Raw genomic sequence first — 26,527 nt, 5'->3', positions numbered from 1 at the left:
CATTTATATAATTCACTATGTCAGATCAAAAACGCCTATTTCTCGTTGATGCCTATGCCCTTATTTTCCGTGGCTACTACGCTTTTATAAAAAACCCAAGAATCAATTCTAAAGGCGAAGATACCTCAGCCATTATGGGTTTTATGAATTCCCTTTTAGATGTGATTAAACGAGAACGACCAGATCATTTAGCCGTTTGTTTTGATAAAGGAGGTAGTGCAGACCGTGTAGAAATGTTCGAAGCTTACAAAGCCAACAGAGATGAAACTCCAGAAGGCATCAAAACAGCTGTCCCTTACATCTACGAAATCTTAAAAGCCATGCACATTCCAATCATGGTCAAAGAAGGTTTTGAAGCAGATGATGTCATTGGAACACTGGCTAAAAAAGCCGAAAAAGAAGGCTACAAAACCTTTATGGTGACTCCAGATAAGGATTTTGCACAGCTCGTTTCAGAAAACATATTTATGTACCGACCAGTTTTTGGAGGCGGATACGAAACTTGGGGCATTCCAGAAGTACAAAAGAAATTTGAAGTTACCGATCCTTTACAAGTCATTGACTTTTTAGGAATGATGGGAGATGCTTCTGATAATATTCCAGGGTTACCTGGTGTGGGTGAAAAAACAGCTAAGAAATTTTTAGCGGCTTACGGCAGCATGGAAAACCTATTTGCGAATTCACATGAGCTAAAAGGCAAAATGAAAGAGAAGATTGAAGCCAATCAAGAACTCGGTCTATTATCTAAAAAATTAGCCACCATTATGCTCGATGTCCCTGTAGAGTTTAATGCCGAAGATTTTGAAATGTCAGAACCAGATATTCCAAAAGTCACCGAAATTTTTCAAGAATTAGAATTTAGACGTTTAATTGATAATTTTAATAAAACCTTTGCAGCTGAAGCTATGCAGTCTGCTGGAACTTCAACTCCTACTTCAGATAAAAAGGAAGCTCCTAAAACGACTCCAACCGAAGAAAAATCAGCAGGAGCAGGTCAATTCTCATTATTTGGAGGTGGCGAACCTTCAGCAACCGAAGCCGTTTCAGCAAACACCAGAAAAACAGCCGCAACCTATTCACATTTTTACCAAAGCGTCGCATCTGGTATGGCCACCAAACTATTTGTCAATAATCTAATGAGCCAAACCTCAGTGTGTTTCGATACCGAAACTACAGGACTAAATCCATTAACCGCAGAACTCGTTGGTATTGCCTTTTCATGGGAAGTCGGTAAAGGCTTTTATGTGCCATTTCCAGAAGATAAAACGGAAGCACAAGAACTCATAGAAACGTTTAGACCATTTTTTGAAAGCGAAACCATCGAAAAAATAGGTCAGAATTTAAAATACGACATCAAAGTATTAGCCAAATACAATGTTGAGGTAAAAGGTAAATTATTCGATACCATGTTAGCGCATTATTTAATTAATGCAGACATGCGTCACAATATGGATGTCTTAGCTGAAACGTATTTAAACTACACACCTATTTCTATCACAGAACTCATTGGTAAAAAAGGAAAGAATCAGTTGTCTATGCGCGATGTGCCCTTAGAAAAGCTCACCGAATACGCCGTAGAAGATGCAGATATCACCTTACAACTAAAAGAACATTTCACCACCGAATTAGGCGAAGCCAACACCCAAAAATTATTCGATGAGATAGAAATTCCACTACTACGTGTCTTAGCAGCTATGGAATTAGAAGGGATTAATCTCGATAAAGCATTTCTAAATTCCCTCTCCGAAGATTTGAATAACGACATTGCAACGCTTGAACAAGAAATTTACGCAGCTGCAGGCGAGGAATTCAACATCGCCTCTCCAAAACAGTTAGGTATTGTGTTGTTCGAAAACATGAAATTGGTAGATAAACCAAAGAAAACCAAAACCGGACAATATGCTACCGGTGAAGATATCTTATCCTATTTAGCAAAAGACCATGAGATTATTCAGAAGATTTTAGACTTTAGAGGCCTTTCAAAATTAAAGAGCACTTATGTAGATGCTTTGCCTTTACAAGTAGAACCGTCTACAGACAGAGTACATACCGATTACATGCAAACCGTTGCCGCAACAGGGCGTTTAAGTAGTAACAATCCTAATTTACAGAACATCCCAATCCGTACCGAACGTGGTCGCCAAGTGCGAAAAGCCTTTGTACCAAGAAACGAAGACTACACCTTACTCGCTGCCGATTATTCGCAAATAGAATTACGAATTATTGCCGCCTTAAGTGAAGAAGAAACCATGATTGAAGCCTTTAAAAATGGCGAAGATATTCATGCCTCAACCGCATCCAAAGTATTTGGTGTGCCATTGGCTGAAGTCACCAGAGAACAACGTAGCAATGCCAAAACCGTTAATTTCGGAATCATCTATGGAGTGTCTGCCTTTGGCTTAAGTAACCAAACCGATTTATCGCGTGGTGAAGCCAAAGAACTCATTGACACCTATTACGAAACCTATCCAAAATTAAAAGCCTACATGAGTAAGCAAGTCGATTTTGCAAGAGATCATGGCTATGTCTCAACCGTTTTAGGGCGGCGTCGGTATTTAAAAGACATCAACTCGCGTAACGCTGTGGTGAGAGGTGCTGCAGAACGAAATGCCGTTAACGCACCCATACAAGGAAGCGCTGCCGATATCATTAAAATAGCGATGATTAATATTTTCAACAAGCTAGAAGCCGGGCATTATAAATCGAAGATGCTCTTACAAGTACATGATGAATTGGTCTTCGACATCTACAAACCAGAACTCGAAGAATTAACCACATTGATTAAAACGGAAATGGAAGGTGCTTTTAAATTGGATGTGCCTTTAGATGTTGAGGTTGATACTGGGCTGAATTGGTTGGAGGCGCATTAGGTGTAATTCTAAAATATAAGTTTTAGTAAATCTTCATTGCATGTTCAAAGAATAAAACATAAATTTGTCAAAAAATGACAAGTCTTATGAATACCACTTTTGGAGAATACATCCGACTTTTACGAAATAACAACGAATTAACGTTAACCCAACTTGCTGCAAAACTGAACTTAGACTCTGCAAATTTGAGTAAAATCGAAAATGGAAAAAGAGATTTTGACGAAAAACGCTTACTAATACTTGCTAAAATCTTTAAGCTTAACCCTAAAGAATTACGAAATGAATATGTGACTGACCAAATTGGAAAACATATTTATGAAACAAATTGTACTAAACAACTCCTTCAAATTGCAGAGAAAAAAGCAGAATACCGAAGAACACTTAATAAATCACTTCAAACACAATAAAGTATGACTGTAGTTCAATTTAACGGTCATGAGTATCCAATTAGAAAAGTACAAATGCCCTTTGGAGAGAGGGTTATCAGTGTTACAGATCTTAATGATGCTTTAATGAATGCAGATGGTAGTTATTTTTCAAATGAAGCTCGATTTGTTGATGAATCAATATTCTTCTTTTTAGAAAAAGAGAATTTTGACTTATCCGAAAATAAAGTAAAAGAAATAATTCTTGAATCAATATGATCAGATACCAATTTTTTCCTCGCTCACATGGCATCACTAAAGATGTAGAAGCTGTTATCAATTGTTTTAAAATTGTGGACAACGATATTAGTTCCGACCACCTTCAACTAAACAGTAATGATGTTCTTGAAAAGTTAAGACCACATTTAGAAGCTATCGATTATGATGTCGAAACTGGGAAATCTAAAAATGAAAAAATCCCTGTTCCAGTTCTTTTTGGAAATAATAATGAAATAGATAAAAGTTTTAATGCTGACGCCCTCAGTAAGGACGGAAAAATTGTCATCGAAGTAGAAGCTGGACGAGCGGTTGATAATAATCAATTTTTAAAAGATATATTTCAAGCCTGCATGATGTTTGAAGTACAATACTTAGTTATTGCTGTACGGAACGACTATCGAGGTGGAGACGATTTCAAAAAAATATATACTTTTCTTGAAACCTTATACATTTCTAGTAGACTACATCTTCCGTTAAACGGAATTTTACTCATTGGTTACTAATGCGTGAGGGATAGAAGAGGAAAGCCCACAGCGAGGTACGAGCGAGGACTTGTAACGAATAGCCCGACCCTTGCAGTCACGCCCGAATTCTAAACAATTAATGGTAAAGCTTTTGAGTATGCTCTACTATTCGAATTTTATGAACGCCTAAGAACAATTACAAGTGTTTCAATTACAAAAAACGATCCTTACAAAACTGCCAAAAGCTTTTTCGATAGTTTCAGTGAACCAGAACAGGATACTTTTAGATTAACAGCAAGTGCCTCAATTAATTTCTTGATTGATATTGAACCTAGATTGTCAAACGGCATTAATAAAGGCGATATTCTAGTATTAGAATTAGTTAGTGACCAAGCAGGTCAAACTGGAGATGTGAGAGATGTATTGATGATTCTTTCTTTACAAAAGTGGGAGATTGGAATCTCTGCAAAAAATAACCACAGAGCCGTTAAACATTCAAGGTTATCAAATAAAATTAATTTTGGTGAAAAGTGGTTAGGGGTTTCATGTTCCGACAATTACTTTCACGAAATCAATTCTGTATTTGATATGCTTTCAGATCTGAGAGCAAAAGTCAAATTAACAAAGTGGACTTCAATTAAAAATATGCATCAAGTAGTGTATTTACCAGTTTTAGACGCTTTCAGAAAAGAACTACTTCGTTTAGATAAAGAAAATCCAAATATTGTAGCGGAAAATTTAGTACAATATTTAATAGGAAATCAAGATTTTTATAAAGTTATAAAAGGCAATAAAAAAGTTGAGATCCAGGCTTACAATTTACATGGAACTTTGAATTTACCATTTGAAAAAATAAAACCTAAGGCAAAAATTCCTAGATTGAAATTACCATCTAGATTAATTGAAATTGTTTATCAAGAAAACTCAACAACAACATTATTAGTTTCTTTAAACCAAGGTTGGCAAATTTCTTTCAGAATTCATAATGCTAGCTCGAGAATTGAGCCCTCTTTGAAGTTTGACATTAATTTAGTTAGTGCACCACATACCTTGTTTACGAATCACATATTTATTAATAACTAGATTCTAAATATTAAAACTATAGAATAATCAAGAGTGTTTTAAATACCAATTCTCTTTCACACCCCTAAAGTCCCCTCAAGGGGACATTTGATTGAGAAAAATAGAATATTCATAGGATATCAGATTGGGTAATGGTAAAATCAATTTTAATTTTTAAAACTTTTGCTTGTTGGTTAGGATTGTCCCCTTGAGGGGACTTTAGGGGTGTTTTTCTAACAATTCCCTAACCTTCTCTTCTATAACCAACAACACACTAAACATATTCTTTTTAACCTCCTCATTAGAAAACCTTAAAAAGGTAACATCATAAGCCTCTAGTGCACTTTGCCGTTTGGTATCATATAAAAAACGATGCTCATGACTATCACCATCAATTTCAATAGCTAAGCCTATTTCATGGCAATAAAAATCTACAATATAATTTAGCATTGGTACTTGTCTATGAAACTAAACACCATAAGCACGCTGTTTTATATGTTGCCACAGCAAGACTTCAGGCAAAGTGCTATGTTTCCGGAGTTGTCTAGCCAGTGCTTTTAATTCTGGGTTGTATGGAATGATGTTGTTTTTCATTTTACAGACTTTATGACGCGTCTTTTTAAACCCATAAAAATCCACGCTCGGTAGTTTCGTTAAAACAATGCTTTCAACGCAATAATCCTCAAAGTGATAATCCATACTAAGGAACTTTAAGTAAAAAAGAAAGATCAGACTATCAACGGGATGGTGTCACTAAACTACTGAATTTAATACAAACCAAGGGTTCACCCATAGCTCCTCCGTATGTACTCCGTATGTACTCTGTATGTACTCCGTATCAACCGCGAATAGGTCACAACCTAAAATAAACACTAAGGATTTAACCTAAAGTTATCACTTCGCAAGGTTCCTCAATTAGCTTTAACTCTAATGGCTCATTAACCACTTCATCATGATGAACTACTTGAGTAACTTAAAAGCTCTAATACGTCTTCAAATAGACGATAAGGCCCATTATTAAAGATCCAATCCTTTCAAACTCTCAACACGATTCCTAATTAAGAAATCATCAATCGTTTCAAAATGTTCAACAACGCGTTTTTCTTTAAACTCAAACACCTTATTTGAGAGTCCTTGTAAGAAATCCCTATCGTGAGACACAAGAATTAAAGTCCCATCAAAATTCTGTAAAGCTTCTTTTAAAACATCCTTCGATTTCAAATCTAAGTGATTGGTAGGCTCATCGAGAATTAATAAGTTCACAGGTTCTAATAAGAGTTTCACCATCGCCAATCTGGTTTTTTCACCACCTGATAAGACGCTCACTTTCTTTTCAACATCATCTCCTCTAAACATAAAACCACCCAAAATACTTTTAATCTGCGTTCGTACATCACCTTGTGCCACATCATCAACGGTTTGAAAAATGGTTAAGCTCTCATCTAACAAAGCCGCTTGGTTTTGGGCAAAATACCCAACCTTTACATTATGACCTAAAGAGCAAGTCCCTTCCACATCTAATTCTCCCAAAATAGCTTTAATCATCGTGGACTTCCCTTCTCCATTTCGACCTACAAAACAGACCTTCTCACCTCTTGCAATAGACATGTTAGCATCTTTAAATACCACGTGGTCGTCATAAGATTTAGAAACATCCTTTACCGTCACCGGATAATCACCAGAACGCTGTGTTGCCGGAAAACGTAATTTTAAAGCTGACGTATCAATCTCATCAATTTCAATAATGTCTAACTTTTCGAGCATGCGCTCACGAGAGGTTACTTGGTTGGTTTTAGAATACGTCCCTTTAAAACGCTCAATAAATTGCATATTGTCTGCAATAAATTTCTGTTGTTCTTGGTAGGCCTTTACTTGATGAATACGTCGGTCTTCACGCAGTTGTAAATAATGGGTATAATTAGCTTTATAATCGTAAATACGACCCATAGTCACTTCAATCGTTCTATTGGTAATATTATCTACAAATGCACGATCGTGAGAAATAACAACAACAGCATTGGCTTTATTCAGTAAAAAATCTTCTAACCAAATGACCGATTCGATATCAATATGATTCGTTGGCTCATCTAACAAAATTAAATCAGGCTTTTGCAATAAAATCTTAGCCAATTCTATTCGCATACGGTAACCTCCAGAAAACTCATTGGTTTGTCTTGTAAAATCGTCTTGTTTAAATCCTAAACCTTTTAGTGCTTTTTCAACTTCAGCATCATAGTTCACATCTTCCAAAGCGTAATATTTCTCACCTAAATCTGAGACACGCTCAATGATTTTCATGTACTCATCAGATTCGTAATCGGTTCGCGTTTCCAATTGCTTGTTGAGACCTTCCATTTCGTCACGCATTTCATAAACATGTTTAAAAGCTTTAGAAGCTTCATCAAACACAGTCGTATTATCTTCCGTTAACAAATGTTGAGGCAAATAAGCGATAACAGCATCTTTTGGACATCTCACATTACCACGAGTCGCACTTTGTACACCTGCGATAATTTTCATCATGGTCGATTTTCCCGCACCATTTTTACCCATTAAGGCAATTTTGTCATTCGGATTAATCGTGAACGACACATCACTAAAAAGGGTGTGACCACTAAATTCTACCGCCAAATTATCTACTGAAATCATAATCAAAATTTTGAAGCTGCAAAACTACTAAATGGAAAGTCAATATTTTTAATTGTGCATAAAATAATATGAATAGGCTTTTCAGTTAATTCTAATAGTGATTACGTTAAGTACACAACTCACAATCATTTAATTTTATAAAAGATTTTACATTAACAATAAATAAACCCACATGATTATCACCAAAGTATTAGGATTAACAAGTGCACTCACTAGAAGTAAAAAAGCCAAAATAGCTATTTTAGGCTTGGAAATGGCCGTATTAGGCTATGCACTTTATCAACAAAATCAGGAAAAGAAAAATAAGCGCCTTAAATCATAGTCGTATGAGTTTTTGAAGTAATTTTGTAGTCGGATTTTAAGATTATGAGTATTATTTCAAAAGACATATCAAAAGCGATTCAACTCTTAACAGCTGAAGATATTGTTGCTATTCCAACTGAAACAGTCTATGGTTTAGCAGGAAATATCTATAGCGAAAAGGCTATAAAAGCTATTTTTGAAACCAAGAAGCGACCATTTTTTAATCCGCTTATTGTTCACATCCCTTCAATAAACGAGCTTTCTAATATTGTTGAACACATCCCTGCAAAAGCGCAATTATTAGCAGAAGCCTTTTGGCCAGGACCAATAACTTTAGTCTTAAAGAAGAAAAGCATAATTCCTGATCTAATTACAGGAGGAAAAGATACCGTTGCCGTGCGTGTGCCAAATCACCCTACAACTCTAGAATTATTAAGACAACTACCATTTCCTTTAGCGGCACCAAGTGCAAACCCATTTAGCAGCATTAGCCCAACCACAGCACAACACGTAGAAACCTATTTTAAAGATGCTATTAAAATGGTTTTAGATGGTGGAGCGTGCACAAGCGGTATTGAATCTACTATTATTGGTTTCGAAAATGACGAACCTATTATATATAGACTCGGTTCAAAATCACTAGAAGATATTGAGGCCATAGTTGGAACGATTGAAATTAAAAATTCGGTTAAAAGTCAAACGGAAGCTATTCCGGATGCACCAGGCATGTTAGAACGTCACTACGCCCCAAAAACAAAAACCGTCTTAACAGATAATATTTTAGAAGCAATAAATCTTCATAAAAACAAACGTATTGGACTATTAACGTTTCAGTCTGAACTTGATCATCCTAATATTGAGGTTCAAATAGCACTATCAACATCTGGTGATTTAGTTGAATCGGCTTCAAATTTATATGATGTGCTTCATCAGTTAGATAAGATGCATCTTGATATTATTATTGCTGAAGAATTCCCAGATTACGGCTTAGGAAAATCTATAAACGATCGGCTCACTAGAGCCACAAAACACTAAACAAAAAAGACATTTTTTAAACACGCTGATTTTCAGTAGAAAAATATTTCCATCAAGGTTTGGTAAATCAATAGTTTATCGTAAATTTGCAAACTCTTTTTTGAAGAGAAATGTTTAATCTATTGTGTCATTTAAGGCACAATTATAAATCAAATTAGTGTGGATACATTAAGCTACAAAACAGTTTCAGCAAACAAAGCTACCGTTAATAAGGAGTGGGTTTTAGTTGACGCTGAAGGACAAACTTTAGGTCGCTTAGCTTCGAGAGTAGCAATACTTTTAAGAGGTAAGCACAAACCTAATTTCACGCCACACGTTGATTGCGGTGACAACGTAGTTGTTGTTAATGCAGAAAAAATCAACTTAACTGGAAACAAATGGACGGAAAAAAGTTACATCCGTCACACAGGTTATCCAGGTGGACAAAAAAGTCTGACGGCTACTGAATTGTTTGAGAAAGACCCAAGCAGATTAGTAGAAAAGTCAGTGAAAGGAATGTTGCCTAAAAACAAATTAGGAGCAACCCTTTTTAGAAATCTAACTGTTGTTTCAGGTACAGAGCATGCTCATGCAGCGCAAAAACCTAAGACAATGACATTAAATGAAATTAACTAAATGGAAGTAATTCACAAAATTGGCCGTAGAAAGACGGCTGTTGCTCGTGTGTACGTTGCCGAAGGTAGTGGCAAAATCACAGTGAACAAAAAAGACATGGCGGATTATTTTACTACTGCAACATTGCAGTATAAAGTAAACCAACCTTTAGCCTTGACTAACAATGATGGCAACTTTGATATTACTGTTAACGTATATGGAGGTGGTATCACCGGCCAGGCAGAAGCAATACGTTTAGGCCTTTCTCGAGTTATGTGCGAGTTAGACCCTGAAAACAGATTAGTATTAAAGCCAGAAGGTCTATTAACGAGAGATCCAAGAATGGTAGAAAGAAAGAAATTCGGACAGAAAAAAGCCCGAAAGAAATTCCAATTCTCGAAACGTTAATATCCAATCAACACTTAATTCAGAACTTGTTTTTACGAGTTCTGAATTATTTTATTTTATTGAAAAGATTCTGAAATACTTTGGAATCAATTTAAACAGATCCTGAAATAAATTCAGGACTAAAAGTTTAGCATCTAAATGAAGCCAACAGCCAATAGCTAATAGCTAAAAGCCCAACGGAACATTGCTAATTTAACAGAACGTAAACTATTACAAAATGGAAAAAGTAGAAGTAAAAGAATTACTTGAAGCAGGTGTACACTTCGGTCACCTTACACGTAAGTGGAACCCAAACATGGCTCCTTACATTTATATGGAACGTAACGGTATCCATATTATCAACCTTTACAAAACAGCAGCAAAAATCGAAGAAACTTCTGAAGCTTTAGCTAAAATAGCAGCATCAGGAAAGAAAATCTTATTCGTTGCTACTAAAAAACAAGCTAAAGACATCGTAGCTGAAAAAGCAGGTGCTGTAAACCAGCCTTATATTACAGAGCGTTGGCCAGGTGGAATGTTAACTAACTTTGTAACAATCAGAAAAGCCGTTAAAAAAATGGCTTCTATTGATAGAATGAAGAAAGATGGTACATTCAACTCTTTATCTAAAAAAGAGCGTTTACAAGTAGATCGTCTACGTGCAAAATTAGAAAAGAATTTAGGTTCTATTTCTGATATGACACGTTTACCAGGTGCTATCTTTGTTGTAGATATTATGCGTGAGCATATCGCCATCAAAGAAGCTCAAAAATTGAATATTCCAATTTTTGCAATGGTAGATACAAACTCTGATCCACGTGAAGTTGATTATTTAATCCCTTCAAACGATGATGCTTCTAAATCTATTGACAAAATCTTATCTATCGTAACATCTGCTATTGCTGATGGTTTAAACGAAAGAAAAGCTGAACGTTCAGATAAAGAAGGTAAAGCTCAAAAAGGAGAAGCAAAAGCAAAGCCTGCTCAAAAAGCAGAAAAAGCGGTTGCATCTGAAGAAGAAGAATAAATAACATTTAGAAAATATTCAAAAGTCGTTTAATTCTTTTCTTGTAAGAAAAATAATTAATCGACTTTTTTAAATTAAAAAAATATGGAAAATACTGTAAAAATTACTGCAGCAGAAGTAAACAAGCTTAGACAAGCAACTGGTGCTGGTATGATGGATTGTAAAAAAGCTTTAGTTGAAGCTAGTGGTGATTTTGATAAAGCCATTGAAGTTTTACGTAAAAAAGGACAAAAAGTTGCAGAAAAAAGAGCTGACAGAGATTCTTCTGAAGGTGCTGCTATCGCAAAAATTAATGCAGACAACACATCTGGTGTTGCCATTGTATTAGGTTGTGAAACTGATTTTGTTGGTAAAAACGAAAACTTCGTAGCATTAGCTAATGAATTAGCTGATATCGCTTTAAACCACGACTCAAAAGAAGCGTTTTTAGCTGCTGATTTTGGTGGTATGACAGTTGCAGAGAAATTAGTTGAGCAGACTGGAGTAATTGGTGAAAAATTAGACATCACGTCTTTTGAAAAACTAGATGCACCTTACGTTGGACAATATGTACACATTAATAAAATTGCTGCTTTAGTAGGTTTATCTGCTAAAGTTGATAACGTTGAAACTTTAGTTAAAGACGTAGCAATGCAAGTAGCTTCTATGGGAGCAACGTCATTATCTTACAAAGATTTTGACCAAGCATTTGTTGCATCTGAAACTGAAGCTCGTATCGCTGTAATTGAAAAAGATAATATTGAATTAGGACGTTTAGGTAAAACTTTAAAGAATGTACCTAGCTATATCTCAATGGCACAATTAACTCCTGAAGTTATTGCTGAAGCTGAAGAAGCTGCAAAAGCAGAATTAAAAGCAGAAGGTAAGCCAGAACAAATTTGGGATAGAATTTTACCAGGAAAAATGGAGCGTTTTATTTCTGATAACACAACTTTAGATCAAGAACAATGTTTATTAGATCAAAAGTTTATCAAAGATGATAAGCAAACTGTTGCTGCTTACGTTGCTACTTATGGTGATGTTGCTGTAACTGGTTTCAAACGTGCTACAGTAGGATAATTAAGTTTCTGCAAAAACAGAAATCTACATAGCTTTAAAAGTCATTGTCCATATTTTGGATAATGACTTTTTTTTTTAGCAATTTTTTCACTTTTACAGAAGCTAATAATTACGTAGCTTTGCTCAACTTTTAATACCTCTAATGAATTGAATCCATATAAAGTATAAAAATCAAATTTTATATTTAATATCGAAGCACTTTAAACCATAATATTACAATAGAAATTATCTAATGAAATACAAAAGAATACTACTCAAATTATCTGGAGAAGCCTTAATGGGAGATCGTCAATATGGTATAGATCCAGAACGACTTTCAGAATACGCTAAGGATATTAAAGAAATAACGGAATTAGGTGTAGAAGTTGCTATAGTTATTGGTGGTGGAAACATTTTTAGAGGCGTTGCTGGAGCCATGCATGGTATGGATCGTGTACAAGGAGACCATATGGGAATGCTAGCAACGGTAATAAACGGTTTAGCCTTACAAAATGCACTAGAAGATGCTGGTATTAAAACACGTTTACAGACTGCTATCAAAATTAATGAAGTTGCAGAACCGTTTATAAGACGAAAAGCAATGAGTCATTTAAACAAAGGTCGTGTTGTAATTTTTGGTGGTGGTACAGGAAATCCCTATTTCACAACTGATTCTGCAGCCGTATTACGTGCGATAGAAATAGAAGCAGATGTGATCTTAAAAGGGACACGCGTAGATGGAATTTATTCTGCAGATCCTGAAAAAGATAGTACAGCTGTTAAGTTTGATCAGATTTCTTTTAAAGATGTATTGCTTAAAGGGTTGAAGGTAATGGATACAACTGCATTCACTTTAAGTCAAGAAAATGAATTGCCAATTATTGTTTTTGATATGAATAAAAAAGGAAACTTATTAAAAGTAGTTTCTGGAGAAAATATAGGAACCGAAGTCAATGTTTAAACTTTGGCTTAAACTTTGATAACTCTCAATTAAAACGTTAACACAATGGACGAAGACATTAAATTTATAATCGATACTACAAAAGAAGCTATGGATGCTGCATTAAAGCATTTAGCTAAGCAATTTACAAATATTAGAGCTGGTAAAGCTAGTCCTGCAATGTTAGGCAGCGTAATGGTAGATTATTACGGCTCTCAAACACCTTTGAGTCAAGTAGCAAATGTAAATACACCAGACGGAAGAACAATAACAGTTCAACCATGGGAAAAAAATATGCTTCAGGAAATTGAACGTGGAATTATGATTGCTAATCTTGGTTTTAATCCTATGAACAATGGTGATCTTATTATTATAAATGTTCCACCATTAACTGAAGAGCGTCGACGCGATTTAGCAAAACAGGCGAAATCAGAAGCTGAAGATGCCAAAATTGGGATTAGAAACGCACGTAAAGATGCTAATCACGAGATTAAAGATTCGGATGTATCTGAAGATTTACAAAAAAATGCTGAGGCAGATATTCAAAAACTTACCGATACCTACGTTAAGAAAATTGACGAAACTTTAGACATTAAAGAAAAAGAAATAATGACAGTGTAATCCAAACACTTTCAAAAATATAACATCCCAACACGTTTGGGATGTTTTTTTTAATATCACAATTTAAATATTCTAAATGCGAAAGCACCTGTTTGTCGTTTTACTTCTAACGCTTGCATCTTACAGCTATGCACAGCAAGCCCGTTTAAGTAAAAAAGATTCTACAAAAACAGCGCAAGATTCCATTAAAAAAACAGAATTCTTAAAAAACTTTGGAAACGGATTTCTGGCTTTTAATTACTTTAATATCGATCTAAAGTATCTTATTAAATTCAATCAGTACGAAGGTATACGAAGTGGATTAGGAGGTATAACAAATGATCGATTTTCAGAACGTTACCGTATCGATGGATATTTGGTTTATGGTTTTAAGGATAAAGCACTTAAATATAAAATTGGTGGTGGCTTTAGGGTTAATGAAGCCTCAGATACATGGATTAATCTTGCCTATATTGATGATTTACAAGAAACAGGAAGTTCAAAATTTTTAACTGATAAGCGTTTTTTTACCTTTTTTGAACCGCGATTACTAAATATTGATTTGTTTCACAGACACATTACAAAATCAGTATCACTACAGCATAAATTCTCTAACCACTTACTTTCAGAAACGCAATTCGCAATTTCAAAAATAGATCCAACCTACTATTACAACTTTTTAATCCATAACGACATCTACTCTAGTTATGATTTAAGCACCTCTAAAGTGAGTTTACAGTGGAGTCCTTTTAGTGAGTTCTCAAACATAAATGGTAAGTTAGAAGAGGCTAAAGACGGGTTTCCAAAATTTACGCTTCAATATACGCAAGCTTTCAAATCTATTTTAGGTAGTGATTTCAGTTTTTCAAAACTAGATTTTAGAACTATTCAACAATTCCAACATAAAAATGACGCTATTACAAGGCTTACACTCGTGGCAGGAATTGCAGGCGGAAACACTCCAATTACCCACTTATATCACGCCTATCCCAATAATATTACAAAAGAAACCATTTTACAGCGTTTTTCAGTGGCTGGCTTAAATAGTTTTGAAACCATGTATTTTAATGAGTTTTTTAGCGACCGATTTTCAACATTACAATTAAAACACACCTTAAAACCTTTTAAGATTACGAATCGTTTTAAACCACAATTGGTATTAATATCGCGTTATGCAATTGGAGATATGAGCAACATAAGCAGACACCAAGGCATTCAATTTAATACACTCAATAAACTCTATTCAGAATCTGGATTTGAAATCAATAAATTACTCTTTGGTTTTGGACTTAGTTTTGCCTATCGTTATGGTGGTTATCACTTACCTAAATTAGAGGATAACATGGCCTTTAAGTTTACCTTTAATATTTCACTATAACATAAATTATATTACTGTTAATTAACCTACAAATCCTTAGGTTTTTTCTACCTTTACCGCTTATTTTTGTCAGTCATCGAGATTAATAATCTTGAGAGGATTGTTTCAGGAATTATTAACAATTTCAATTAATACCTTATGAGCTTACTCTGAGGAAGTTACTAAAGCATGTTTAAACTTTTTACCACAGGATTTTGGGATTCTATTGCAAGGCTTATTCTTCGTAATAAAATCGTTATGCTCATCGCCATTATTTTGGCGACTATATTTTTTAGCTCTCAATGGAAACACATGCGTTTTTCATCTACCGAAGCTAATTTATTACCAGATGACCACGAAGTAAATCTTATTTACAACGAATTTTTAGAGATTTTCGGCGAAGAGGGTAATCTTGTCGTTTTAGGAGTTAAAGATTCTACGTTGTTCTCAGTAAAACAATTAAATGCATGGAATGCACTTGCCGATTCTTTTAAAGGTTATGATGAAGTTGAAGCCGTTTTATCCATTAAAGACCTTAAAAAACTAGTTAAAAATACTGAAAAAATAAAGTTTGATTTAGAACCTTTTATAAAGGATTCTATATCGAGTATTGAAGAAGTAAATGAACTTCAAAAACAACTTTTTGAGCAATATCCATTTTACGATAATTTCTTATTTAACAAGGAGACTAAAACGATTAGAACGGCACTTTACTTAAAGAAAGATATTATAAATACGCCTGCACGGAAAGCCTTTATATTAAATAATCTTCAAGTAAAAATTGATGCGTTTGAATCCCAAACAGGTTTAGACGTTAGGGTTTCTGGAATGCCTTATATCCGAACCTTAAGCTCACAGAGTATTATAGATGAAATCCCCATTTTTATTGTTGGAGCGCTATTCGTTACTTCATTAATTTTCTTCTTATTCTTTAGATCGTTTACAGCGACTTTTATTTCACTTCTCGTCGTATGTATTGGAGTGATGTGGACGTTTGGGATTTTAGGTTTACTCGGTTACGAAATTACGGTTCTTACCGCATTAATTCCTCCTCTAATAATTGTCATTGGAATTCCGAATTGTATTTTCTTAATCAATAAATTTCAACAAGAAGTAAAATCTCATGGTAATAAAGTAAAATCGTTACAGCGTGTAATTACCAAGGTTGGTAATGCCACTTTAATGACTAATGTGACAACGGCTTCTGGCTTTGCTACTTTCATCTTTACAGAAAGCACATTACTTAAAGAGTTTGGTATTGTCGCATCCTTAAGTATTTTAGCCATTTTCATATTGTGTTTACTCATTATTCCAATAATGTATACGTTCTTACCTTACCCAAAAGAACGCCATTTAGAACATTTAAATAAACGCTGGATTGGTGCTTTTGTAGATTGGATGGTGAACATGGTAAAAAACAAAAAAATTACCATTTACATTACAACGCTGATTTTAATAGTTGCTAGTATTATAGGAATTTATCAGATTAAAATCTCTGGTAGTCTTATAGAAGATATGCCTCAAGACACTGAATTTTTTAGTGATATTCGGTTTTTTGAATCTGAGTTTAATGGTATTATGCCATTAGAAATTATGATAGATACGAAACGTAAAAAAGGAGTTATGAGATTAGCGACTTTAAAACGTATGGATGAGCTTGAAGAATTCATTGAAGATATCCCAGAATTATCACGCCCAATTTCGGTAGTAAGCTTAGTAAAATACAGCAAACAAGCCTATTACAACGGCAATCCTAAATATTATCAATTACCCACAAGTCAAGAAAATAGTTTCATCTTATCGTATGCTAAAAATTCTTCAACCGATGGGGACATGCTTAGTGATTTCGTAGATAGTACTGGGCAATATGCCCGTATTACAACCTTTATGAAGGATATTGGTACGGATAAAATGGAGCGTATCCAAGAAGATCTTCAAAATGAAGTAGACAAGTTATTCCCTAAAGAACGTTACAACGTTATCATTACAGGTAAAGCTTTAGTTTTTCAAAAAGGAACAAAATACCTAGTTAAAAACTTAGCAATTTCATTAACACTTGCCATAATCCTCATTGCCTTATTCATGGCGTATTTGTTCCGTTCGTTTAGAATGATCGTTGTTTCGCTTATACCAAACCTATTGCCGCTTTTAGTGACTGCAGGTATCATGGGTTATGTTGGAGTACCCATAAAACCTTCAACTATTTTGGTGTTTAGTATCGCTTTTGGTATTTCTGTGGATGACACCATTCACTTTTTGGCAAAATATAGACAAGAATTACAAGCCAACAATTGGAAAATTAGAAAATCTGTTTACGCAGCACTTAGAGAAACAGGAGTTAGTATGATTTACACCTCCATTGTATTATTCTTTGGATTCTCTGTATTTACCATTTCTAGTTTTGGTGGCACGGTAGCTTTAGGAGCTTTAGTATCTATAACTTTATTATTTGCTATGCTTTCTAACTTACTGTTATTACCTTCGCTATTATTATCTTTAGAGCGAAATATTGCCAATAAGGAAGTGTTAAGAAAGCCTTCTATTAATATTATTGATTCTGAGGATACTGAAGAAGAGCATAAAGAACAAAAAGATTAACAACATATTTTAGCATTCAAAAATTATTTATAAAATGACTTCAAAAACTGTCGCACAATTATTATCTCAAGATGTCACCTTACAAGATGTTTCAATTAAAGGTTGGGTAAGAACTTTTAGGGCTAACCGATTTATTGCCTTAAATGATGGTTCTACCATTAATAATATTCAATGTGTTGTTGATTTTGAAAATTTTGACGAAGCCCTTTTAAAGCGTGTCACTACAGGAGCAGCAATACATGTTACTGGAGAATTGGTAGAAAGCCAAGGAAAAGGACAATCCGTTGAAATTGTTGTAAAATCTTTAGAGGTTTTAGGTGATTCTGATCCAGAAACCTACCCTATTCAACCTAAAAAACACTCTTTTGAATTCTTAAGAGAAAATGCACATTTACGTACTAGAACAAATACATTTAGTGCTGTGATGCGTTTGCGTTCATCATTATCATTTGCCGTTCACAAATATTTTAACGAGAATGGTTTCAACTATATGCATACTCCAATTATAACCGGAAGTGATGCAGAAGGTGCTGGTGAAACATTTAGAGTTTCAAATTTAGATTCAAAAAACCCACCATTAAATGAGGATGGTTCGGTTAACTATAAAGAAGATTTCTTCGGAAAAGAAACAAATTTAACCGTTTCTGGTCAGCTTGAAGCTGAAACTTACGCCATGTCTTTAGGTAAGGTTTATACGTTTGGACCAACATTTAGAGCAGAAAACTCAAATACGTCTCGTCATTTATCTGAATTTTGGATGATAGAGCCAGAAGTTGCTTTTATGGATTTGGCTGGTAATATGGATTTAGCAGAAGATTTTATGAAATCTGTTTTAAGCTATATTCTAGACAAAAACAAAGAAGACTTAGAATTTTTAGAAAAGCGTCTTTTAGACGAAGAAAAAACGAAACCACAAGCAGAACGTAGCGATATGAGCTTAATTGAAAAAATTAAGTTTGTAGTAGATAACAATTTTAAACGTGTTAGCTATACGGAAGCTATTGATATTCTAAAAAATTCTAAGCCAAACAAAAAGAAGAAATTCAACTATATTATAGAAGAATGGGGAGCAGACCTACAATCTGAACACGAACGTTTCTTAGTTGAAAAACATTTTAAATGTCCTGTCATATTGTTTGACTATCCAGCAAACATTAAAGCATTCTATATGCGCTTAAATGAAGATGGAAAAACTGTAAGAGCCATGGATATTCTTTTCCCAGGAATTGGTGAAATGGTTGGAGGATCGCAACGTGAAGAACGTTTAGATGTTTTAAAAGAAAAGATGAAAGCCTTAGATATTTCTGAAGAAGAATTATGGTGGTATTTAGATTTACGTAAATACGGAACCGCTGTTCACTCTGGTTTTGGTTTAGGTTTTGAGCGTTTAGTTATGTTTGCTACAGGTATGGGAAATATTAGAGATGTCATTCCTTATCCTAGAACACCACAAAATGCAGAGTTTTAATTGACATATAATAATATACCTGATAGATTTTTAAAACCTATCAGGTATTTTTTATTACATTTATAATCAACTAAAAATTTATGTCTTTAAAGCAGTTTTTATCATTTAAGCTCTCACAAAAGCTTTCACCACAGCAGATTCAGCTTATGAAGTTGATTCAGCTGCCTACTCAGGCCTTTGAACAACGTTTAAAGCAAGAATTAGAAGAAAACCCTGCCTTAGATACCGGAAAAGAATCAGATGAGTCTGACGACAATTTTGATGAATTCGATAATTCTGAAGAGAATTACGACGACAATGAAACCATTGAAGCTGATGATATTAATATTGATGAATATCTAAGCGACGACGAAATACCAGAATACCGAACACAAGCCAATAATTATAGCGCTGATGACGAAGATAAATCTGTACCATATGCCGCCGGAACGTCTTTTACGCAGCATTTGATTAATCAACTAAACACCTTTCGTTTATCAGACCAAGAAGAAGAAATCGCGTATTTCTTAGTTGGTAGCGTTGATGAAAGTGGTTATATACGTCGTTCACTTTCTGACATAACAGACGATTTAGCGTTTACACAAAATGTGTATACAACCGAAGAGGAAGTTGAAAAGGTGTTACAAATTGTACATCAATTAGATCCCGCAGGTGTTGGAGCGCGTAATCTACAAGAATGCTTAAGTATTCAATTACATAGAAAAGAACAGCATCCAGATGTTGAAATGGCAACTACTATTATAGATAATGCCTTTGAACAATTTACAAAGAAGCATTATAAAAAATTAATGCAAAAATTCAACATTGACGAGGAACAATTAAAAGATGCTATAGAGGAAATTGAGAGACTGAACCCTAAACCTGGTGGTTCTTATGCTGGTAACAACAGGATTGTAGAACATATTGTACCCGATTTTGCGATAAAGATTGTAGATGGTGAATTAGAGTTAACACTCAACGGTAGAAATGCACCAGAATTACACGTCTCTCGTGAATACAACAACATGCTGAAAGGCTATAAAGAGACTAAGGAAAAGTCTAAATCTCAAAAGGATGCAGTAATGTTTATAAAGCAAAAGTTAGATGCTGCAAAATGGTTTATAGAAGCTGTTAGACAACGTCAGCAGACTTTATTTGTAACTATGAGTTCTATTATGCATTACCAAAAAGAATACTTCTTAAGTGGTGATGAGCGTAATTTAAGACCAATGATTTTAAAGGATATTGCAGACGAAATTGAAATGGATGTTTCTACCATTTCTCGTGTGGCAAATAGTAAATATGTAGATACCCCTTACGGTACAAAATTGATTAAAGAATTCTTCTCTGAATCTATGACTAACGATCAAGGTGAAGAGGTTTCAACAAGAGAAATCAAAAAAATATTAGAAACCGTTATTGAAGAAGAAAGCAAAAAGAAACCTTTAACCGATGAAGCGCTTTCTAAAATATTAAAAGAAAAAGGCTATCCAATTGCGAGACGTACCGTAGCTAAATACAGAGAGCAATTAGATATTCCTGTGGCACGTTTAAGGAAAGAACTTTAAGTAGGCCTTGATGAAAGAATTTATTTTAAAAGGTATATCGTTTGTTTTTCACCCCTTAATAATGCCATTATTGGGTATACTTTTTTATTTTTCTAAAACTCCACGTTATATTCCTGAACCTGTAAGAAATGCAAAAATATTTTCGATTGTTATTCTAACTATCATCTTGCCCATTCTTCTTTTCTTTCTGCTCAAAACAATTAATAAGGTTAATTCAATTTACCTAAAGAGTACTCAAGAACGCTTGATACCACTTTTTATTAATTGTATTATAATTGTATTGATTCTATTACGCGTGCTAACACCTGATGAAATTATAGAATTATATTTCTTCTTCTTAGGTATACTATTTTCTACCTTAACATGTTTTATTCTGGCTGTATTTAAAGTAAAAGCAAGTATTCATATGATAGCAGCTTCTGGTTTTTTTATGTTTGCTGTTGCAATAAGTATGCACTATCATATAAATATCAACGGTACAATTGCACTAATGATGGTTATTCTTGGAGCAATTGCAACTTCACGATTGCATCTAAAAGCACATACTTCTCAAGAATTAGTTTTAGGAGTATTTACAGGATTAGTACCGCAGTTTATTCTTCTTAATTATTGGTTATAGAATGTAGAACATCAATCCTATTTTTAAGGATTTCATGTCTATACTTTCATCTTCAAACGTTACTGACTCGTCAAAGATTGAATTTAAACCATAATACACATGAAAATTCCAAGTACCATAACCAGCACTCAAGGTTAAACCATATTGAAGCTTATTAAAACTATCAATATTAGAAAGTTTCACATCAGTAACTTCACTCCTAAATTTTGAGGAATTATAAAGCAAATAGCCCATTTTAAATCCGGTATAAATGCGCCAAAAATTATAATCACTTGCATTAGACGTTCTCCATCTAATTTCTAAAGGAACCTCAATAAGATAAGTCGTAAATTTATTTTTTGATACATTATAATCACCCTCATCGATTTTAGTAAAGTAAATCGAATTATCAATATCTTCAATCAATACGTTTTTTTGATTGTAGGAATTTGTAGAAATACCCATACCTAAACCAATTGCTACATTACGCTTTTTATTAATAGGCATATCTCTAATAAAGCCAAAGTGGAAACCCGAAGAAAAACCTGTTTGAGAAATACCACTCGGTTTGTTATTAAGTAAGTTATAGGTAACAGAAGCATAGAACTGATCTTCTCTATAGTTCTCATAGAGTTCGGTGTCATTGTTATTATTGCCTTGGGAAAACCCAAAAAACCCAATCAATACTAGTAAAAATAAAAGACAACTTTTCATCTGTTTATTGTATTATTTTTAAATGGTGACACTTATACTTCACTCATTAAAGGTACGTTGTTAGATATGAATTATTTATTGTGGTGATAAAATTTTGAACAAGCTCATTTTATATGATAAAGCTACAAAATCTTTAATATCTATTAAACAAAAAAACGTCCTGATTGCTCAGGACGCTTTATTTATAAAATTAAGAATTTTATATTATTCTACTTTCTTTGTATTAGCAATATACATCACTTTTAATGCATTAGCCTTACGTAGTTCTTGCTTAATATCTGATACTAAACCAGCATTGGTATTTTTATCTACTTTAAGACCTACAACTACTTTACTCTGAAGTTCTTCAGTCATTTCTCCTATACCTTGGTATACTGAAGCCTGAACATCCTCAACAGTAATAAAAGCATCATTGAATTGAATTCTTGGTTCAACACCAAACTGCTTATATTGACTACTAGGTTTACCTGCATAGATAAAAATAGTTCTATCTTTCTTAAGTTTTTCTACTTGATCTGCACTTGGTAATTGGTTTTCAATCATTAAAGAACTATCTCTCATTACAGTTGCAACCATAAAAAAGAAAAGCAACATAAATACAATATCTGGTAGTGATGCCGTTGAAATTGCGGGCAATTCACCTTTATCTTTTTTTCTAAACTTAGACATAATTGTTACGTTTTATTTTTTATCTGGTTCTGCTTCAGACAATTTCATTGGGAATAATTTCTTAATGGTCTCAATACGCTCATTAAGGACCTCATCCTTACTAAATTGATTCTTCTCTTTCTCTTCAAGCATTGCTGTAAAGACTTTATCTGCATCTGGATAATACTTTTTATAAAGTCTTGATGCTTCACGCTCTCTTAAGAAATTATAAGCTGCAACCAACTCATTTTGTACATCCATGTACTTCTCATAAGTGGTTTCTCTATCGTGCTTCATTGAGATAATTGCTTTATCAGGATGATCAGAGGAATCCTCTAAACGTTTCCCTTTACAATAATCACAAGACTCACCAGCTTGATTTGTTCCTCCTCCATTATCTAAAAAATCTATGGTAGCTTGTCTTAATTGAGTAATTGGAATTTCTTCCTCCTCAACTAAGAGTTGATTATTACGGTTAATATTAACCGTAAATAGATTTTTTTGTCTAATAATTGGCGGTTCAACTTCGGTATCATCAATAGGTGGCAAACTTCTTAATAATCCTTTATCCTTCTCAATAGTTGTTGTTACTAAGAAAAATATAAGTAGTAAGAAAGCAATGTCAGCCATTGATCCTGCATTTACTTCGGGTGCTGCTCTTTTTGCCATGTTATATTATTTACTGATTACTTTTTTAACTCCTGAAAAAAGCATAGTTATTGCAGCAACAGCTAATAATATATAAAAAGCTACTAAACCAGCTCCTACCATAGTTGATTGTCCATCTGTAGCAACTCCATCTTGTAATTTGTACTGCATAGTGTCACCACCAGATAGTACATAAGAAATTATCAATACTGCTGCAAAAGCACCTACACCTATCAGTGTATTTTTTAGTCCTGCTGTATTTGTGAATAGATTCTTTAAAACAAAAATCACCACAAATACTAAAACGAGTCCTAATATAATATAAGCTGTAATAGCTATCGGATCTACAATAGCAGTATCTCCTGCTAAAGCTGCTGCTTTAATTTCATCATCGCCTTCAGCAAGTATTCTTCCTAAAAAGATAATGCCTAGTACGCTTATGATAGCAGCTACTATTTTTAATATTTTGTGCATAATTGTTTCTTATTTTTTGTGTCTTACTAATAAATCCATCAATGTGATTGATGCATCTTCCATATCATTTACAATGCTATCAATTTTAGCAATGATATAATTATAAAAGATTTGAAGTATAATCGCTACGATAAGTCCAAATACCGTTGTTAAAAGTGCTACTTTAATACCACCTGCTACTAAAGAAGGTTGCATATCACCAGCTGCTTCAATTTTATCAAAGGCCTGAATCATACCAATTACCGTACCCATGAAACCAAGCATTGGTGCCAAAGCGATAAATAATGAAATCCAAGATACATTCTTTTCTAATTGTCCCATTTGAACACCACCATAAGCTACAACAGCTTTTTCAGCAGCATCGATATCTTCATCGGCTCTGTCTAAACCTTGATAGAATATAGAGGCAACAGGTCCTTTTGTATTTCTACAAACTTCCTTTGCAGCTTCGATACCACCAGAATTTAGTGCATCTTCTACATTTTGTGTTAATTTTTTAGTGTTTGTAGTCGAAAGGTTTAAAAAGATAATTCTCTCAATAGCGATCGCTAATCCAAGAATTAAACATAGTAGTACAATACCCATAAAGCCTGGACCACCTTCGATAAAACGCTTTTTTAATTCTTGATGGAAACTCAAATCTTCAGAAGCTGTTACTTCATCTTGAGTTACACTTGTTACAGTTGCTGTTGCGCTTGCAAATGCTGTTGTTGCATTAGCATTAACAGTTCCGATAGCCATTAAACATGTTATGGCAAGGATAGAAAATAATCTTTTCATTGTTCTGAATCTTAATTTTATTAGTTAAAGTGTTAAAGGTAAAAAAAAATATGCAATAATCACGTAAAAATATCAGCAGAGAGGAAGGGATTCGAACCCTCGATACCCTTTTGAGGTATACACACTTTCCAGGCGTGCGCCTTCGACCACTCGGCCACCTCTCTCTAAATTTTATTTCAAATTACACAGTGCCAAATAACGAAAAAAACTTCAAACACTAAAATTAAAACTGTTATTTTCTGTTATTTTTAGGACATTTCTCCTCTTAGGGAGGTTTCAAAAATGGTTTTGAATTTATTTCGAGCAACATTTTCACCTAAAAGGTACATTAATTTAGCAATCGCCGCTTCTATTGTAATATCTTTCCCGGAAATTACACCAATTAATTTTAACTGTGAACTCGTTTCATATTGCCCCATATTTACACTACCTCCGGCACATTGGGTAACATTTATTATATGAAGTCCATTACTAATTGCGCCTTTTAATAATTTGATAAACCAAGCTTCGCTGGTAGCATTACCCGAACCGTAGGTTTCTATAATTAATCCTTTAATTAATTTACTTGTAAGAATCGCTTCACAAATTGGTCTCGAAATGCCTGGGAATAATTTTAGTACTCCAATATTCGTATCCATTGCTGTTCGTAAAATCAATTTCTTATTTGGTATTGGTTTCCATAACTGTTCAAAATTTACTTTTAAATGAACACCAGATTCTGCTAAATTTGGATAATTTAACGACTCAAAAGCTTCAAAGTGTTCAGCATTTAGCTTTGTCGTTCTATTACCTCTATATAATTTGTATTCAAAATATAAACCTACCTCTCTAATTACTGGTACACCTTCAATATTTAAAGATGCCATTTGTATCGATGTAATTAAATTTTCCTTTGCATCTGTACGTAAATCTCCGATAGGTAATTGCGAGCCAGTAAAGATTACTGGTTTTGCTAAGTTTTCTAACATAAAACTAAGTGCAGAAGCCGAATAACTCATAGTATCACTACCATGTAAGACCACAAAGCCATCATACTCTAAATAATTCTTACCTATAATTGTTGCTATATCTCCCCAATATTTAGGATTCATATTTGATGAATCTATGGGTTCTTCAAAAGAAATGGTATCAATTGTACAGTCTAGTAAGCGTAATTCTGGAATTTTTACAAGCAAACTATTAAAGTCGAATGCTTTTAGTGCACCACTTTCGACATCTTTAACCATGCCAATTGTGCCACCTGTATATATTAATAAAATGTGTGGTTGTTTTGTCATTTAAATTCCGAATATGGCTTTTGAATTTTCAGTTGTAATACGAGCGACTTCTTCTTCGCTTATGTTGTAAAGTTCCGACAATTTTTCTAATACCTTATATATATAGGAGCTTTCATTTCGCTTTCCTCGAAATGGTTTTGGTGCCAAATAAGGCGAGTCTGTTTCTAAAACAATGTGCTTCAGCTCTATTTGATGAATGAATTGATCTATTTTACCATTTTTAAAGGTAACAACTCCTCCGATGCCTAATTTCATATTATAAGAAATTGCTTTTTGAGCTTGTTCAAAAGTACCAGTGAAGCAATGAAAAATCCCGAATAAATCATCAGACTTCTCTTCTTCTAAAACTTTAAAAACTTCATCAAAAGCATCTCTACAATGAATAACGATAGGCAATTGATACTTTTTGGCTAGATTTATTTGATGTCGGAAAGCTTCTATTTGAATCTCTAAAGTGGATTTGTCCCAATATAAATCAATTCCTATTTCCCCAATGGCGCAAAATTTACGTTTAGCTAAGAAGTCTTCAACCAGACGCAACTCCTCCTTATAGCTATCTTTTACCGAAGTGGGATGCAAACCCATCATTAAAAAAACATACTCTGGGAAATCTTTTTCAAGTTGAAGCATAGATTCTGTATACGTAGAATCTATTGCAGGGATGAAAAACCGTGTTACATTAGTTTCAATAGCACGTTGTATCATTTCTGCTCTGTCCTCAGCAAAAGCATCACTATATAAATGGGTATGTGTATCTGTAATAATCATTTTGTAAAAGTAAAAAAGTCATCTTGGAATTGATGAC

General features: G+C 34.0%; 28 protein-coding genes and 1 tRNA gene. 18 read left to right on the top strand and 11 right to left on the bottom strand.

Annotated elements, in window-relative coordinates:
• The first annotated feature begins 17 nt into the window (after window positions 1-17).
• The 5 genes from polA (at window position 18) to HM992_RS05465 (ending at window position 5,061) form a co-directional block, all read left to right on the top strand.
• Window positions 18-2,870, top strand: a complete 2,853-nt coding sequence (gene polA / locus HM992_RS05485; RefSeq protein WP_179318988.1) for a DNA polymerase I — start codon at window positions 18-20, stop codon at window positions 2,868-2,870.
• An 86-nt stretch (window positions 2,871-2,956) separates the two neighbouring features.
• A complete protein-coding gene (locus HM992_RS05480; RefSeq protein WP_179318987.1) occupies window positions 2,957-3,277 on the top strand; it encodes a helix-turn-helix domain-containing protein in 321 nt (106 codons plus the stop codon).
• A 3-nt stretch (window positions 3,278-3,280) separates the two neighbouring features.
• The gene (locus HM992_RS05475) at window positions 3,281-3,514 is read left to right on the top strand and encodes a hypothetical protein (protein ID WP_179318986.1); all 234 of its coding nucleotides are present in this window, start codon (window positions 3,281-3,283) and stop codon (window positions 3,512-3,514) included.
• Window positions 3,511-4,017 carry a hypothetical protein gene (locus tag HM992_RS05470; protein WP_179318985.1) on the top strand — a complete coding sequence of 169 codons (507 nt, stop codon included), beginning with the start codon at window positions 3,511-3,513 and terminating at the stop codon, window positions 4,015-4,017. The genes HM992_RS05475 and HM992_RS05470 overlap by 4 nt, the downstream gene beginning before the upstream one ends.
• A gap of 96 nt (window positions 4,018-4,113) precedes the next feature.
• The gene (locus HM992_RS05465; protein WP_179321037.1) at window positions 4,114-5,061 is read left to right on the top strand and encodes a HaeIII family restriction endonuclease; all 948 of its coding nucleotides are present in this window, start codon (window positions 4,114-4,116) and stop codon (window positions 5,059-5,061) included.
• A 198-nt stretch (window positions 5,062-5,259) separates the two neighbouring features.
• Here the strand turns inward: HM992_RS05465 and HM992_RS19925 are convergent, their stop codons facing one another.
• From HM992_RS19925 to HM992_RS05455, 3 genes are all read right to left on the bottom strand, one after another.
• Window positions 5,260-5,490: an endonuclease domain-containing protein gene (locus HM992_RS19925; protein WP_317167543.1), complete on the bottom strand. Its 231-nt coding sequence runs from the start codon at window positions 5,488-5,490 to the stop codon at window positions 5,260-5,262.
• A gap of 18 nt (window positions 5,491-5,508) precedes the next feature.
• Window positions 5,509-5,739: a hypothetical protein gene (locus HM992_RS19920; protein ID WP_317167542.1), complete on the bottom strand. Its 231-nt coding sequence runs from the start codon at window positions 5,737-5,739 to the stop codon at window positions 5,509-5,511.
• A 318-nt stretch (window positions 5,740-6,057) separates the two neighbouring features.
• Window positions 6,058-7,689, bottom strand: coding sequence for an ABC-F family ATP-binding cassette domain-containing protein (locus HM992_RS05455; RefSeq protein WP_179318984.1), 1,632 nt, complete (start codon window positions 7,687-7,689; stop codon window positions 6,058-6,060).
• Between the two features lie 172 nt (window positions 7,690-7,861).
• Between HM992_RS05455 and HM992_RS05450 the strand changes: the two genes are divergently transcribed.
• The 13 genes from HM992_RS05450 to HM992_RS05390 all read left to right on the top strand — a co-directional run bounded on the left by HM992_RS05450 (window position 7,862) and on the right by HM992_RS05390 (window position 21,202).
• Entirely contained in the window at window positions 7,862-8,011 is a 150-nt protein-coding gene (locus tag HM992_RS05450) for a hypothetical protein (protein WP_020894707.1), read from the top strand.
• A 44-nt stretch (window positions 8,012-8,055) separates the two neighbouring features.
• On the top strand, window positions 8,056-9,027 hold the full coding sequence (locus HM992_RS05445) for an L-threonylcarbamoyladenylate synthase (protein WP_179318983.1): 972 nt from the start codon (window positions 8,056-8,058) through the stop codon (window positions 9,025-9,027).
• A gap of 159 nt (window positions 9,028-9,186) precedes the next feature.
• Window positions 9,187-9,642 carry a 50S ribosomal protein L13 gene (gene rplM / locus HM992_RS05440; RefSeq protein ID WP_178986021.1) on the top strand — a complete coding sequence of 152 codons (456 nt, stop codon included), beginning with the start codon at window positions 9,187-9,189 and terminating at the stop codon, window positions 9,640-9,642.
• Entirely contained in the window at window positions 9,643-10,029 is a 387-nt protein-coding gene (rpsI, locus tag HM992_RS05435) for a 30S ribosomal protein S9 (protein WP_020894710.1), read from the top strand. It begins immediately after the preceding gene.
• 217 nt (window positions 10,030-10,246) lie between these two features.
• A complete protein-coding gene (gene rpsB, locus HM992_RS05430) occupies window positions 10,247-11,035 on the top strand; it encodes a 30S ribosomal protein S2 (RefSeq protein ID WP_178986022.1) in 789 nt (262 codons plus the stop codon).
• An 84-nt stretch (window positions 11,036-11,119) separates the two neighbouring features.
• Window positions 11,120-12,094 carry a translation elongation factor Ts gene (gene tsf, locus HM992_RS05425; RefSeq protein ID WP_179318982.1) on the top strand — a complete coding sequence of 325 codons (975 nt, stop codon included), beginning with the start codon at window positions 11,120-11,122 and terminating at the stop codon, window positions 12,092-12,094.
• Window positions 12,095-12,326: 232 nt separating this feature from the next.
• Window positions 12,327-13,034, top strand: a complete 708-nt coding sequence (pyrH, locus tag HM992_RS05420) for a UMP kinase (RefSeq protein WP_178986024.1) — start codon at window positions 12,327-12,329, stop codon at window positions 13,032-13,034.
• A 45-nt stretch (window positions 13,035-13,079) separates the two neighbouring features.
• A complete protein-coding gene (frr, locus tag HM992_RS05415; RefSeq protein WP_178986025.1) occupies window positions 13,080-13,634 on the top strand; it encodes a ribosome recycling factor in 555 nt (184 codons plus the stop codon).
• A gap of 76 nt (window positions 13,635-13,710) precedes the next feature.
• Complete coding sequence (locus HM992_RS05410) at window positions 13,711-14,991, top strand: DUF5686 family protein (RefSeq protein ID WP_179318981.1); 1,281 nt, start codon at window positions 13,711-13,713, stop codon at window positions 14,989-14,991.
• 168 nt (window positions 14,992-15,159) lie between these two features.
• Window positions 15,160-17,568, top strand: coding sequence for an efflux RND transporter permease subunit (locus HM992_RS05405; RefSeq protein WP_179318980.1), 2,409 nt, complete (start codon window positions 15,160-15,162; stop codon window positions 17,566-17,568).
• Between the two features lie 34 nt (window positions 17,569-17,602).
• A complete protein-coding gene (gene asnS, locus HM992_RS05400; RefSeq protein WP_178986028.1) occupies window positions 17,603-19,036 on the top strand; it encodes an asparagine--tRNA ligase in 1,434 nt (477 codons plus the stop codon).
• A gap of 80 nt (window positions 19,037-19,116) precedes the next feature.
• Window positions 19,117-20,583, top strand: a complete 1,467-nt coding sequence (gene rpoN, locus HM992_RS05395; protein WP_179318979.1) for an RNA polymerase factor sigma-54 — start codon at window positions 19,117-19,119, stop codon at window positions 20,581-20,583.
• A gap of 10 nt (window positions 20,584-20,593) precedes the next feature.
• Window positions 20,594-21,202 carry a hypothetical protein gene (locus HM992_RS05390; protein ID WP_178986030.1) on the top strand — a complete coding sequence of 203 codons (609 nt, stop codon included), beginning with the start codon at window positions 20,594-20,596 and terminating at the stop codon, window positions 21,200-21,202.
• On the opposite strand, the gene HM992_RS05385 is transcribed toward HM992_RS05390, so the two are convergent.
• From HM992_RS05385 to HM992_RS05350, 8 genes are all read right to left on the bottom strand, one after another.
• A complete protein-coding gene (locus tag HM992_RS05385; protein WP_179318978.1) occupies window positions 21,197-21,895 on the bottom strand; it encodes a porin family protein in 699 nt (232 codons plus the stop codon). The genes HM992_RS05390 and HM992_RS05385 overlap by 6 nt on opposite strands.
• 204 nt (window positions 21,896-22,099) lie before the next feature.
• A complete protein-coding gene (locus tag HM992_RS05380; RefSeq protein WP_178986032.1) occupies window positions 22,100-22,564 on the bottom strand; it encodes an ExbD/TolR family protein in 465 nt (154 codons plus the stop codon).
• 12 nt (window positions 22,565-22,576) lie between these two features.
• Window positions 22,577-23,212, bottom strand: a complete 636-nt coding sequence (locus HM992_RS05375; RefSeq protein WP_178986033.1) for an ExbD/TolR family protein — start codon at window positions 23,210-23,212, stop codon at window positions 22,577-22,579.
• 6 nt (window positions 23,213-23,218) lie between these two features.
• Window positions 23,219-23,665, bottom strand: coding sequence for a hypothetical protein (locus tag HM992_RS05370; RefSeq protein WP_178986034.1), 447 nt, complete (start codon window positions 23,663-23,665; stop codon window positions 23,219-23,221).
• Window positions 23,666-23,674: 9 nt separating this feature from the next.
• Window positions 23,675-24,445 (bottom strand): MotA/TolQ/ExbB proton channel family protein, encoded by a 771-nt coding sequence (locus HM992_RS05365; protein WP_178986035.1) that lies wholly within the window; start codon window positions 24,443-24,445, stop codon window positions 23,675-23,677.
• Between the two features lie 76 nt (window positions 24,446-24,521).
• Window positions 24,522-24,609 (bottom strand) — tRNA-Ser (locus HM992_RS05360).
• An 84-nt stretch (window positions 24,610-24,693) separates the two neighbouring features.
• Entirely contained in the window at window positions 24,694-25,722 is a 1,029-nt protein-coding gene (locus HM992_RS05355; RefSeq protein WP_179318977.1) for an asparaginase, read from the bottom strand.
• Window positions 25,723-26,490 carry a TatD family hydrolase gene (locus HM992_RS05350; protein WP_179318976.1) on the bottom strand — a complete coding sequence of 256 codons (768 nt, stop codon included), beginning with the start codon at window positions 26,488-26,490 and terminating at the stop codon, window positions 25,723-25,725.
• Window positions 26,491-26,527: the final 37 nt, after the last annotated feature.

It is taken from the genome of Winogradskyella helgolandensis (genome assembly GCF_013404085.1).
GTDB classification, from domain to species: Bacteria; Bacteroidota; Bacteroidia; order Flavobacteriales; family Flavobacteriaceae; genus Winogradskyella; species Winogradskyella helgolandensis.
Note: the sequence above shows the minus strand (reverse complement) of the source record. Positions and strands in the feature narration are given on the sequence as shown.